16 protein-coding genes and 1 tRNA gene are annotated in these 11,899 nt (G+C 64.1%); 9 read left to right on the top strand and 8 right to left on the bottom strand.

What is annotated here, in order from left to right:
• Window positions 1-23: 23 nt before the first annotated feature.
• From ACWGH0_RS10305 to ACWGH0_RS10280, 6 genes are all read right to left on the bottom strand, one after another.
• Window positions 24-124 (bottom strand) — tRNA-Arg (locus ACWGH0_RS10305).
• A 94-nt stretch (window positions 125-218) separates the two neighbouring features.
• Window positions 219-839, bottom strand: coding sequence for a hypothetical protein (locus ACWGH0_RS10300; protein WP_453403717.1), 621 nt, complete (start codon window positions 837-839; stop codon window positions 219-221).
• A 272-nt stretch (window positions 840-1,111) separates the two neighbouring features.
• Complete coding sequence (locus ACWGH0_RS10295; protein WP_453403716.1) at window positions 1,112-1,303, bottom strand: hypothetical protein; 192 nt, start codon at window positions 1,301-1,303, stop codon at window positions 1,112-1,114.
• Between the two features lie 69 nt (window positions 1,304-1,372).
• A complete protein-coding gene (locus ACWGH0_RS10290; protein ID WP_453403715.1) occupies window positions 1,373-1,819 on the bottom strand; it encodes a hypothetical protein in 447 nt (148 codons plus the stop codon).
• Between the two features lie 117 nt (window positions 1,820-1,936).
• Window positions 1,937-2,458: a very short patch repair endonuclease gene (locus ACWGH0_RS10285; RefSeq protein ID WP_453403714.1), complete on the bottom strand. Its 522-nt coding sequence runs from the start codon at window positions 2,456-2,458 to the stop codon at window positions 1,937-1,939.
• A 260-nt stretch (window positions 2,459-2,718) separates the two neighbouring features.
• Window positions 2,719-4,071 carry a DNA cytosine methyltransferase gene (locus tag ACWGH0_RS10280; RefSeq protein ID WP_453403713.1) on the bottom strand — a complete coding sequence of 451 codons (1,353 nt, stop codon included), beginning with the start codon at window positions 4,069-4,071 and terminating at the stop codon, window positions 2,719-2,721.
• Window positions 4,072-4,191: 120 nt separating this feature from the next.
• On the opposite strand from ACWGH0_RS10280, the gene ACWGH0_RS10275 reads away from it, so the two are divergent.
• The 3 genes from ACWGH0_RS10275 (at window position 4,192) to ACWGH0_RS10265 (ending at window position 7,277) form a co-directional block, all read left to right on the top strand.
• Window positions 4,192-5,043 (top strand): GIY-YIG nuclease family protein, encoded by an 852-nt coding sequence (locus tag ACWGH0_RS10275; protein WP_453403712.1) that lies wholly within the window; start codon window positions 4,192-4,194, stop codon window positions 5,041-5,043.
• Between the two features lie 742 nt (window positions 5,044-5,785).
• Window positions 5,786-6,628 (top strand): nuclease-related domain-containing protein, encoded by an 843-nt coding sequence (locus ACWGH0_RS10270; protein WP_453403711.1) that lies wholly within the window; start codon window positions 5,786-5,788, stop codon window positions 6,626-6,628.
• A gap of 88 nt (window positions 6,629-6,716) precedes the next feature.
• Entirely contained in the window at window positions 6,717-7,277 is a 561-nt protein-coding gene (locus tag ACWGH0_RS10265; protein WP_453403710.1) for an HD domain-containing protein, read from the top strand.
• Here the strand turns inward: ACWGH0_RS10265 and ACWGH0_RS10260 are convergent.
• Window positions 7,265-7,735, bottom strand: coding sequence for an NUDIX hydrolase (locus tag ACWGH0_RS10260; RefSeq protein ID WP_453403709.1), 471 nt, complete (start codon window positions 7,733-7,735; stop codon window positions 7,265-7,267). The two genes, ACWGH0_RS10265 and ACWGH0_RS10260, sit on opposite strands and share 13 nt — an antisense overlap.
• Window positions 7,736-7,768: 33 nt before the next feature.
• Window positions 7,769-8,500 carry an XRE family transcriptional regulator gene (locus ACWGH0_RS10255; RefSeq protein WP_453403708.1) on the bottom strand — a complete coding sequence of 244 codons (732 nt, stop codon included), beginning with the start codon at window positions 8,498-8,500 and terminating at the stop codon, window positions 7,769-7,771.
• Between the two features lie 166 nt (window positions 8,501-8,666).
• On the opposite strand from ACWGH0_RS10255, the gene ACWGH0_RS10250 reads away from it, so the two are divergent.
• The 6 genes from ACWGH0_RS10250 (at window position 8,667) to ACWGH0_RS10225 (ending at window position 11,879) form a co-directional block, all read left to right on the top strand.
• A complete protein-coding gene (locus ACWGH0_RS10250) occupies window positions 8,667-9,011 on the top strand; it encodes an SCO3933 family regulatory protein (RefSeq protein WP_138902913.1) in 345 nt (114 codons plus the stop codon).
• A 5-nt stretch (window positions 9,012-9,016) separates the two neighbouring features.
• Window positions 9,017-10,363, top strand: coding sequence for an FtsK/SpoIIIE domain-containing protein (locus ACWGH0_RS10245; RefSeq protein WP_453403707.1), 1,347 nt, complete (start codon window positions 9,017-9,019; stop codon window positions 10,361-10,363).
• A gap of 76 nt (window positions 10,364-10,439) precedes the next feature.
• A complete protein-coding gene (locus ACWGH0_RS10240) occupies window positions 10,440-10,631 on the top strand; it encodes a hypothetical protein (protein ID WP_138902911.1) in 192 nt (63 codons plus the stop codon).
• A gap of 77 nt (window positions 10,632-10,708) precedes the next feature.
• The gene (locus ACWGH0_RS10235; RefSeq protein ID WP_453403706.1) at window positions 10,709-11,380 is read left to right on the top strand and encodes a DUF2637 domain-containing protein; all 672 of its coding nucleotides are present in this window, start codon (window positions 10,709-10,711) and stop codon (window positions 11,378-11,380) included.
• 57 nt (window positions 11,381-11,437) lie between these two features.
• Window positions 11,438-11,587 (top strand): hypothetical protein, encoded by a 150-nt coding sequence (locus ACWGH0_RS10230; RefSeq protein WP_453403705.1) that lies wholly within the window; start codon window positions 11,438-11,440, stop codon window positions 11,585-11,587.
• A gap of 19 nt (window positions 11,588-11,606) precedes the next feature.
• Window positions 11,607-11,879, top strand: a complete 273-nt coding sequence (locus tag ACWGH0_RS10225) for a SpdD protein (RefSeq protein ID WP_453403704.1) — start codon at window positions 11,607-11,609, stop codon at window positions 11,877-11,879.
• Window positions 11,880-11,899: the final 20 nt, after the last annotated feature.

Below are 11,899 nucleotides of genomic sequence, written 5' to 3'. Positions count from 1 at the left end.
GTCTTTGGGCACCTAGTGCAAGGTGCCCCCGGCAGGATTCGAACCTGCGCACACGGCTCCGGAGGCCCCGTGTACCTCCCGCGTCTCTGCTGGTCAGAGCAGCGGTGGTGCGCCCACGGGAGGCACTGGTCCACAAATAGGCCGCGAGGCTCGATCAGAGCGCTTACTGCCTGCGCCTGTGCTCCGCTCGCCGTGGACCAACCCTAGGTCGTAGGGCATCATTCCGTGGTGTCTTCCGCATTCTCAATGCCCGAATGCTCCTGCCCTAGGCGCAATCCATCAGCCTCAGGTGATAGCCGAGCGACAAGGCGCCCCAGACCAAAGAGCAGCCCGAAACCCACCAGGATAAGCAGCAGCGACGCACTGATTCTGTCGCCCCAGGCGATGCGCTCGTCAACTAGGAGGCCCGGGGTGACGCTACAGACAATGATCAGAATGATGTAGAACAACAGTCGAACGAGTGACCCTGTGATGGAGTGCAATCGGTAGAGCAGCAGTAGCTTTCTGATCCTGGCCCAGAAGGATGTGCGCCTCGGCTGTTGTACTTCGCTGAGCGATACATGGAGTTCACGTAGCTGTCGGTCCAAGAGCTCGGATGCCCAGAGCCTCTTACGGGCGATATCCACGCCTGGAGCCACCGTCGCATGGGTGCTGAACCACTGAGACATGAATGCAAGATAGGCCTGGGCTTCTTCTAGTTCGTGTCGACGCCTAGCCTCGGAACGACGCCGCATGCGCCACTCCTGAAACCACAAGCCGGCGGCCCCGAGGAGGGAGGCGACGACGGCCGTCAGTACCGATACAACGATGTCACTACCGGTGCTTGTTGCTGCCGTCATGGCCATTGCATCGCCTCGCTCAAGTGCGGGTTTAAGGCCCTCGCGCCTATGAGCTGAGTATGCCCGTTCGACAAGAGCATGCGCTCAGCGTGATCCGCCGTCTGGACCACGGCAGGTGCGGCATGGGCACGGCCTCGGAGGTCCTCTGCCTGAACGGGCCGCCAGCCCATGCGCCAACAAACGGTGAGTCGATGCCATGTCTAGGCAAGGCAAGGCAACGGGGCGGCATTCGGCAGCGGTGGAGCGGGTCTGTAGAGCAAGGCCGACGTTCTTCAGGCCTTGTCGAGACTGTCCGCAGCGACCTCAAGGTACTTCTCCAGCGCGATATTCAACTCGCGCGCCGCGTCACTCCAAATCATTTGGGCGTCGTGCTTTCGATTACCCTGCGCGGAGCGAATGCGACCCGCAGCAGCGTTGCGGACGTAGGCGACCTGTGCCATTAGATGTCTGGCAGCTTCGCGCATTGGACGCGGCCCCATGATGCGCACAGTTTGCAACTGGCGGTACGCTTCCTCGTGGCGCTGTTCGATACTTTACTGCAGCTGGCTCAAGCTGGCCAGCTCCTCAGTCGAAAGGTCATCGTCGCGAGGCCAACAGCCGCTTGTTGCCTTATCAATGGGCGCGAGAAGGTCGCGAAACGTCTCCACCGCCGAAGTGGCCTCCGCGTACGCCGACCAGCGTGACTCGATTCGCCATCGGTCAATGGTGCCTTTGTGCTCCAGTTCGACTTTCCGTGCGTCCGCAGCCAACTGCTGCTCCAGTTGGTCGCGTTGCGAGACTAGTTGTGCTGCCAACTGCTCACGGGCAGCTGTCAGTTGCATCTGGGTCTGTTGATGGACCGTAGTTCGGTTCATTTTGGCTAGCAGGAGGCCCAGACAGCCGGTGATGATTGCGGTCAAAATAGCGCCGACAGCAGCGCCGGCGGCGAGGTAGACAGCTGGTGGCCAGCCGGTCAGATGATCTGCAATAGATGCTCGCATAGAGAGGTAGTTTGCCCTCTCTGCTGGAACTGCGAGACCCGTCTGGTCAAGAACGCTTGCTTCGAGGAGCTATGACTTCGACCCTGCAGGTCTGCAGCCCCCTGAGGACTGCGCTGCTCAGGGAGCCTTCGTCTCGCCGGCGCGTAGCTGCCACAGTGTCTGTGCCACGGTCTCTGCGGCAACCACCGGGTCCTCGTGCTCCCACACTCGGACGACTGTCCAGCCAGCGGCACGCAGAAGCTCGTTGGTGTTGATGTCGCGGGCTTGATTACCTTCGAGCTTGGCAGCCCAGGCCTCGGCGTTCCTCTTCGCCGGGCGCAGATGCTGCGGGCACCCATGCCAGAAGCAGCCGTCTACGAAGACAGCGACCTTATCCTTGGGAAAGATGACGTCCGCACGGCGCCGAACACCTTTAAGTGGGCTGGCGTCTACCCGGTACCGCAGGCCCTTCGCGTGGAGCAGGGAGCGCAGAGCGAGTTCCGGCTTGGTGTCTCTGCCGCGATTCGCGCGCATCACTGCACGAACCTCACGAGACGATGCCTTGGACTCGGGAGGCAAGGGCTCTTCGGTGAGCAGGCCTCGGTCCCAAGCACGTTGCCATGCTTCACGTAGGTTCGCTTGACGCGTGCTCTGCGACACCTCACCAAGATAGATCTCTGGTGACTTGCCGTCGTGAGACCACCGGAGGACGGCACGGATCCTCCTGGTCCTCTTGTACAGCCTGAGCGCGACTGAGGCCCGCGCGAACTGGCCATCCCCCAGAGCAACCATGCGTCGGTGCCGGCCCCCCGCCGCCCTGTCCTGCTCGGTTACGGGGGAGATACCCTTGACGCGTTTGTACGCCCGGTCCGCGGGAAGCGTCTCATTCCAGGTACTGCGGCGTTCCGTCATCTCGGTGTTCAGTGCCCCGCGTTACTGAGCGCGTCTGCCACGGCCTTGGCGAAGAACTCGCCGAGGGTGACTGGTACGGCGTTGCCCAATTGCCGCATCTTTTCTCCACGCGGGCCGACACCCTGCCACTCGTCCGGGAACGTCATCACGCGAGCTGTCTCGCGCACTGTCATGTAACGGTGCACGTAACGCCAACCGCCTTCCATGCTGGAGTCGCGCTCCCGTTCGTCGAGAAGCATTACCGACTCTCCACCGGGCACACCGTGAACCCCTGCCTTGACTGTTTTCGCAGGGCGGTCGAGCTCGTTAGGGGTGTGGCCCTTGTAAATGCGGGCATCCGGCCAACCGATGTGATCGGTGATGCCAATAGGTGCAGCCTGTTCGGTCTTGCGGTCGAGCTTGGTGAGGTCGATTGAGGGAAGTGCGGGAAGCGGCGTATCTGTGCCAAACCCTTGCACGGCGTCGCGAAGTGTCCGCCACGGGGCGCAGTCGTCTTCCTCGATTACTTGTGGAAGGTTGGCCCGGACACGCTCGCGGACATAGTCTGGAACATTGGAATGGCGCTGCCAGTACTCGCCGTCTTCATCCTTCATTGATCGATACAAGGCAGCGGCGGAGAATTGCGGCGTCTTGACGTACTTCTCGAAAGTCTCTACGTCTACGTCCAGATCGGCCCGGAAGGCGACAAGTACGACCCGGTGGCGAAGTTGCGGGACGCCGTAGTTGGCGGCGTTAACGGGTACCTTGACGACTCGGTAGCGCTGGTCATCCCTATCATTGTCCGGACGCTGTTCGAGAAGACGCTTTAGCTGGGCGTCGTGGGTCTGCCACTCGACGCTGTCGTCTCGCTCGACAAAAGGAAGCGAGAGCTCCCGCTGGATGTACTGGAAGTAGTCGCTGAATGATGGGCGAAGCAAGCCGCGTACGTTCTCGCAGATAACAGCCTTGGGCTGCATCTCTCGGACCGCTTTAAACATGGCGGGGAACATGTTTCGCTTGTCTTCGTCACCCTTGGCGACGCCGCCAGCGCTGAACGGCTGGCAGGGCGGGCCTCCAGCCAGAACGTCCACTTGCCCGCGGAGCGCACTGAGGTCCAGGTCTCGCACGTCACCTGCGTACAGGGGAGCTGGCTCGCCAGGCATCGGGGCAGCCGGCTTCCTGTCTTCTGTTCGTGCGATGCCGTCGATGCCGAGAGTCTTGGTCGCGCTCGCCTCGAGCGTCTGACAAGCGCGAGTGTTGAACTCGTTGAACAGGAGCGGACGGAAACCGGCCTGATGGACCGCCATGGCCAGACCACCACCACCCGCGAACAGCTCAACGCTGGTGCGGGTACTTGCGATGTCTTTACGCTGCTCAACCATGGCGAAAGCATACCGCGGAGTAGATGATCTTCAGTCGGGTTGGCCAAACTGGCGAGTGGGTGATCGCGCAGAGGCGTACCGTTCGCACGTTCAAGCGTTCGGGTGAGAGTTGGGACACAGGTGACGCAGCAGGTCGGGTTGGGTGATGGAGCTTCGCATCGCGCGGACTTCAGGCTCAGCATTACTAAGGCCCTGAAGGATCAACTGGCGCAGGCCCTGGCGGAGCTGGAGCCGACGCTTCTGTCCCCGGAGAGTCTGCAGGAGCTGGAGCGGCGTGGGGGAATCTACCAGCTGTACCACAGTGGGCAGTTCGTCTACGTGGGCAAGGCTGACAAGAACCTTCCGCAACGAATTGGGAAGCACCTTCGAAAAATCTCCGGTCGGCAGAACATCTCTAGCGATGAAATCCAATTCACTTGCCTGTATGTGGATGAAGACTTTCCGGCCGTGGCGCCCGAAAGGCTTCTAATCGCGAAGTACAGGGAGCAGGGTGAGATTCCGTGGAACACGAATGGGTTCGGCAATAACGATCCTGGTCGTAGGCGAGATGACACTGTCATCAAGGTAAATCACTTTGATGTCCGCTACCCCATCGACTTGGATCGGATCATTCATGGCGTGAAGTCGGGTAATACGTCTCTGCGTAAACTTCTCGCCGACGTTAAGAAGCGTCTACCGTACACCTTCCGCTATGCAATAAAGCTTCTCGGGTCTATGGGAGACAGGGAAGTCAATGTTCCCGACGTGGAGCTTAGCGCTGGAGATCTTTTCGCGCTAATTGGTGAGGCGATCACCGGCCAATGGCAAATCGCCGTGCTGCACGGGTACGTGATCATGTATCCCGAGGGTGAACGTGATTATCCCAGCGCATGGCGGTATTACCGCAATAGCCAGGTAATCGATGTAGAGCCCGAAATCGATCAGGAGCGTGCCGAAATCCTCGAGGAAGAGGATGGCGAAGAGGAGAGTTAGCCGCCGCGCGTGAGCTCTGGGCGTAAGTGCAAGCGATGACTTGACCAGGCGGATACGCCCCGAGGGTCAGGCGGCTGCGGAGGTCGGCTCCGCGGCTTTGGCCGGTGTCCTGCCCGGTTTGGGGTCGAGCATGATCAGGGGGCCGTACGCTTGCTGGCTACTCGGGCAGGCTTTACCCCTGCCCGCAATGTGTCCGAGTGGCCCCCTGGTCTTGCTCGACGCGGGACCCGAACCGGGGAGGTGGGTAAAGCCGTGGAGCCGACCGTCCCCACCCCCGGCCTGGTATTTCGCCCCTTGTGGGCGCGGGCGGGCGACGGCGCCGCAGCCCCGGTGACGTAGGCATGGAGGGGCAGCGGTGCCGGCGTCCGGCCGGCGCCGCCGCGCTGTGCGCGGCACCTCTGATCTCTGCATCAGACAGCATCGCTGTTCAGGAGGCCGGGAAAGCAGACGCCTCAAGCGTCAACTGTGGTGTCTCCCGAGCCACGACTGCAGCACTCCGGTGCTGACCGCCCTGATACTCGTGCTGCCTTCCGGAATGGGGAGGAAGCCACCCCGTGTGGCTGAGCGGTGCTCGGGAGACCGGGTGGCAGTAGTTCGGCTCGCTGCCCGAACCGTGGTCGGGCAGCGAGCGCAGCGAGCCTTGATGAAGTAGGGAAACTCTGTCCGCAGAGGCCGTCTTGTAGCCGTGCGCTTGGGCTGTTGCCATGTATGAGGGGGGCGACGACCAGGCTGGGGGGCTGCCGTGAGCGAGTTGAAGATCACGACGTGGAAGCGGTACGGGCATGATCGGCTCTACGTCAATCTGCCGAACGGCGTGGCCGTAGCTTTCTACGACCGAGACTCGGGCAAGATCACCATCCTTCGCGAGGAACACAGAGGCGCTGCGACCGAACTCCTAGAGGAGCACTTGCCTACGCGGGATCATTTAGTTGGCCCACCGCGGCGCAAGGATCGTCCCCTTCCGCCTCTGACGGTCCAAGACGACCTAGCACTGAATCCTCCCGGAGCTGCCATACGCGACAAGCTCGCCGCGGGGCCCGGGCCTCTGAGGCGTGCTGTTGCCTGGCTGCTGCGACAAGATTCCGAGTGGGATTCTTGGCGCAAGGGCCTGGCCGGCGAACGACGTGTGGGAGCTGAGTTGCAGCGTCTGGCGGGCCGTGGCTGGCGTGTGCTGCACTCTGTGCCGCTGCCGCGAGATGTGGACATCGACCACCTGCTGATCGGCCCGGGCGGTGTTTTCAGTATCAACACCAAGCATCACCGCAACAAGACGGTGTGGGTCGGGGATGACTCGGTGAAGGTCAACCACGGCAAGCCTCAGCCCTACGCCCGCAAGAGCCGGGCGGAAGCGGACCGAGTGCGGCGAGTACTCGAACGGCACTGCGGCTTCCAGGTTCCTGTAGTACCGGTCATCGTCTTCGTCGGCGTGACGGATCTGCAAAAGGTCGTCACGCTGCTGGACGTTCGCGTCTATAGAGAGCGTGAGGTTGCTGCCCTGGGGCCGACGGCAGGTGTTCTCAATGCGGAGCAGATCGAGCAGGTGTATGCGGTTGCTCGGCACCGCATGGCTTGGGAGGTCGCCTGAGCGGCGTCTCCCATGGGCGTACGAGCGGTAGCTCAGAGAGCCATGCCGGGCTGTTGAGCTGGCACTCCGCTGCGTTACGGTTCCGTTCATGCCTACTGCGCTGGACACGCCCAAAGGAGCGGCCGAGCTGGCCGAGTCGTTGCTGCCGCCGCTCGGTGACCGCTGGTTGCATACTCAGGCCGTGGCGGAGCGTGCCAGTGAAGTAGCAGGGGCCGTGCCGGAGAACGAGCGGGATCTGCTCGTCGCTGCTGCCTGGCTGCACGACCTCGGGTATGCCCCCGAGCTGCGGGAAACCGGGTTCCATCCTTTGGACGGTGCACGCTACCTGGAGTCTCTTGGCGCCCCTGCGCGGCTCGTACGGCTCGTCGCCCATCATTCCGGTGCGACCTTCGAAGCGGAGCAGCGCGGACTTTCGGGTGAGCTGGCAGCGTATGAGCGTGAGGACTCGGCACTTCTGGATGCACTGATCTTCGCCGATATGACGACGGGCCCGGCCGGGCAGCGCTTCGAGTTCGATCGACGTATTGACGAGATCTTGGTCCGCTATGAGAAGGGCAGCGAGGTGTACACCGCGATCAGTGAGGCGCGCCCATACCTTGGAGCCGCTGTGGAGAGGACCCTTGCACGGCTAGCAATTCAGCCGATGTAGGGCTGCGGCTTGTCGGCCAGGCCGTGATCGATCCGTAGACGCATCGATGGGTGGATGTTCAAGTCGTCGAGTCGGCTCGGATGGACGAAAGCGACTTCCTTGCTCTCACTGCTCGTGCGCATCCTGCCTCCAACGATGCGCGCGGTGAAGCAGATGGAGAACTGCTGACGAACCTCGCCGTCGTCGTACGCGATGACGTGAGCTGGATTGGTGTAGAGGCCGACCAGCCCAGTCACCTCAACATCGAATCCCGTTTCCTCTCGCGTTTCCCGTACTGCGGCGTGGGCGGCAGACTCGCCTACGTCGACCCCACCGCCCGGCAACGCCCACAGGTCGTTGTCCGTCTTGTGGATCAGCAAGACTTCCCCCGCCTCGCTGAGCGCTACGGCGGTCACCGAGGGAACGATGCTGTTCGCCTTAGGTGCGTTCGGGTCGTTGAAGTAGTCGACGCGGGCCATGCTTCAAGCGTCGCACGTCCCTCGGGCTGCTCACTAGGCCGGCCTGCCGCGCTCCCAGGCGTAGTCGAAGCTCCGCATGTAGTGCCGGAAGGTCCGGCCACCGGGGATGTAGCGGAAGTGCAGTACGGGGTTCTGTCCAGCAGGAGCCCCTAGGACGTGGGGGTTCACGAGCACATCGTCGTCGAAGCGATAGATCGAGTTGTAGAGGATCGTGTCATGCTTCCGGACCTCGATACCTGGTGTCGTGATGACGGGGTCGAGGTAGCGGCGGGTGATCCTGGCTCGTGCTGCCAGGTCGTTGCCGATGCCTTCCTCTTCTCCACGCTGGTGAACCATCTCTGATTCGGGGTCACCCAGCAAGACACGGATCTGCGCTCCGGCCCTGGCTTTGTCAGCCAACTCATCGGACAGGTCCGGGTGGCTGTCGAAGAGAAAGAGACCTGCGTACACCAAGATTTCGATCTGGCTCGTGGCCTGATTGATCAGTGATGACCACAGTGCCGCCGGGACGGCTCCCCGGTGGGGGTAGTACGTGATCAGCTCGGACGAACTCGCTGTCTCGGCCTGCTTTTCGACAGTCGGCCAGAGATAGACCTCGTCGACTCCGAGGAAGCCTGACGCTTTCCAGCGATGGCTGCGGTGTGGCGTTCGGTCCTTCGTGATCCATCGCTCGACGCTCTTGGGGTCGATGCCGACGTAGTCCGCTAGGGACTGAATCGTCTCGCTTTTGGCCGAGATGGCCGCGCGTAAGCGCTCGTTCGCCATGGGGGCGCGCTCCTGCAAGTCGTTGGACTCGGGGACCTTTTGAGCGTAGCGAGAACGTCCCCAAACGTCCATGCGGTTGGTGATACGTCCACTGCCTTCGGCTGTTTTCTGGTCTCACCGGCCAAACGCCCGGCATCAACCCCCGTTCAGAGTGAGGGAAAAGACGATGCGTCAGATACCTGTAGACACGGCTGTGATGACCGTGATGCTGATTCAGGCCCCGGAGCCGAAGGTGAAGAACCGGGAGACCGGTGAGGTCGCGGTCGACAAGCAGTCGGGTAAGACTCTGTTCAACGTGAACGTGGCTGTGATCGTGGACGGTCGTCCCGACGCGGTGACGATCGTGGTCGCTGAGGACGGTGTCCAGCCGGACCTGGTCCCCGGTATGCCGGTGGCTCTGCCCGGCCTGGTCGCCCGGCCGTGGGAGAACGACTTCGGTCACGGGATCAGTTTCCGTGCGAGCGCTGTGATGGCTCAGCAGATCCCGGCGGCGTCGAGCACCAAGGGCTGATCGCCGTGACTGATCTCCTGCTGTTCATCGGAGCGTTAGCCCTCTTCGCGGTCATCGCTCGGGCCAAGGCCCCGGCCGTGTACTGGGCACTGTTCGGCCTTCCGGCCGCTCTGTACCGGATCTTCTCCACCTACCGGCCGACGCTGGAAGCATGTGAGCTGACGGTGGCCCCGGCATGGTGGCGGGTGTTCGCCAACAAGGTGGCCGGCGCCGATGTGCTCCGGCCGGGCATCCCCAGGATTCGCGGGATCTACCCGACCACCACGGGGCTGCGGCTGAGGATGCGCCTGGCTGCCGGCCTGGCACCGGAGCATGTGGAAGCGTCGGCAGAACGCCTGCGCCATGCCTGGGCCGTCCACTCGGTCCACGTCTCCGAGATCCAGCCCGGCGTCATCGAACTGCGCATGACCGGCTTCGACATCCTCGGACGGGTGCGAATGCCGCGTCGCCTGGCCGCCGGTCCACTGTCCGTCGTGGTCGGCCTGCGAGAGGACGGCCTGCCCTTCGTGCGGGACTACCAGGACATCCCGCACGCCCTGACCCTGGGCGCGAACAAGTCCGGCAAGTCGATGTACCAGCGCTGCCTCATCGCAGGACTCGCACCACAGAACGTCGCCCTGGTCGGCATCGACTGCAAACGCGGCGTCGAGCAAAGTCCTTTCGCCCCGCGCTTCTCCGCCCTGGCCACCACACCGGATCAGGCGGACGGGCTGCTGGACGCGCTCGCGGCAGAGATGGAGGACCGCTTCGACCTGCTGTGCCTGCACCAGGGCATCACGCCGGACACCCCTCTGGAAGACATCACCTCCGACATCTGGGGCCTGCCCAAGCACCTGCGCCCCGTCCCCATCGTGGTGCTGCTCGATGAGATCGCGGAGCTGTTCTTGGTTGCCTCCAAGGTCGACAGTGCCCGCCGGGACCGCATGGTTACCCAGCTCGTGCGGTTGGCTCAGCTCGCCCGTGCGGTCGGCATCTACCTGGAGATCTGCGGGCAGCGCTTCGGCTCGGAGCTCGGCAAGGGCGCCACTGCCCTGCGCGCTCAGCTCACCGGCCGTGTGGTGCACCGCTGCAACGACAAGCAGACCGCCGAAATGGGCCTGGGCGACATCAACGACCTGGCCGTCCACGCCGCGACCGCCATCACCGCCAACCGGCCCGGCACCGCGATCGCAGGGGACGCCTCCGGTGGCTGGTCCCGCATCCGCACCCCGCACAAGAAGCTCGGTCAAGTCGCAGCTGTCTGTGCCGAGTTCGCTCACCTGACCCCGGACATCCCGGCCCTCGCCCCGTTCCGCCCGTCGGCGGCGGCTGCTGTCGAGGTTTCGGTACCGGCCCCGGCTGTCGCCCCGTAGGACCCGATCAATCCCTGGTTGGCGTGACTGTCTCGCGCCGTGTCCCTACCCCCGCCATGCCTGAAGGAGCCACCCCATGGCCACTACCCGCAAGCCCACCGGCCGGCGGGCCGCCGCCAAGAAGCCGCCGCCGTGCCCGGACTGCAAGAACGCCGGGCAGGTCTCCGAAGCCTTCAAGGTCGGCAGCCGCACCAAGCACGACAGCGACGACCGGCAGGAAGCCCTGTGCCTGACCTGCCTCGGCACCGGCCAGGCCCCCACCGACTAGCACCCGCCAAGGCCGGGCGGCCGGACCTGTGAGCCCCGCCCGGCCCTGGCACCAAACCTCAAGGAAGGAGAACCGCGATGCGCCCCTCTATCCGCATGGACGCCGTACTCGTACAGGCCGTGATCGCCGGTGCCCTGTCCTTCGCCCACCTCCACGACATCGCGGAAGCCGCCGGACAGGACGGCTGGAAAGCCTGGGCCTACCCCGTCAGCGTGGACCTGCTTCTCGTCGCCTCCTGGCGGCGGCTGCGGAACCTGCGTACGGCAGGGGATCCGACCCGCGCCGCGTGGACCTGGTTCACCGTCGCCCTGGTCGCATCGCTCGGGGCGAACGTGGCCACCGCGGGGCTTCTCGACCTGAACGACGTTCCCGCGTGGCTGCGGATCCTGGTGGCCGGCTGGCCCGCACTCGCCTTCCTCGGCGGCACCCTCCTCGTCCACACCCCTACCGCCCGGGCGGCCGACGAGCCCACCGCACCCGCAGTCGAGATCGACCGTGACGAGCCCGCGCCGGTCCTGTCGCCCGAGCCCGAGCCCGAGCCTGCCGAGGAGATCACGGCACCCGAGCTTGAGCCCGCCCCGGCCCCGCCTCCCGCCGTTGCGGTGCCTGCGCCGCTGCTGGAGCACGCCCGCAAGGTCGCCGCCGCGCACCGCTCCACCACCGGCACGGCGATCGACGCGGACACCCTGCGCGCCCGCCTCGGTGTCCCTGTGCCTATGGCTGAGGCCATCGCCCTCCATCTCGCCTGAAAGGACAGCTCCGGTGACCGTCTCCCTGCCGTTCGTCTTCGTCCTGGCCCTGGTCGCGTGGTTCGCGGTCAAGACCTCCACATCCGCCCCTGGCTCGTCGTGGTCCTGGTCCTCCTGGGCTTCTACCTCCAGGACACGTTCCTCGGTCCCGCGATCGACTCCAGCACCCGCACTGGGGTCGACGTCATCAACGACACCAGCAAGTGACCCGAAAGGAAGATCGGCAATGTTCAAGCCCAAGTACCCGGCCCCCGACACCTACCCGGTGACCCGCCCCACCGTGACCCCGGCCCCTCGGCAGGAGACCGCACCGGCGAACCGGCCGCCCACCACGACTAGCGCCTTTGTCGACCTGGTCAAGTCCAACCCGCTCGCCGTCGCTGGCGGCGTGGTGGTCCTCGGTGCGGTGCTCACCTCGATGTTCCTGGCCGTCGCTCTGACCGCCGGATCCCTGGCCGTGCTCGCCGTGGTGATCCGCTCGCTGATGAACCAGCGCTGACCGGCCCTCCGGGCGGCTTC

This window comes from Streptomyces sp. NPDC054887, from assembly GCF_053610585.1.
The sequence above is the reverse complement of the archived record's forward strand: the minus strand, read 5'-3'. Positions and strand labels throughout refer to the sequence as shown.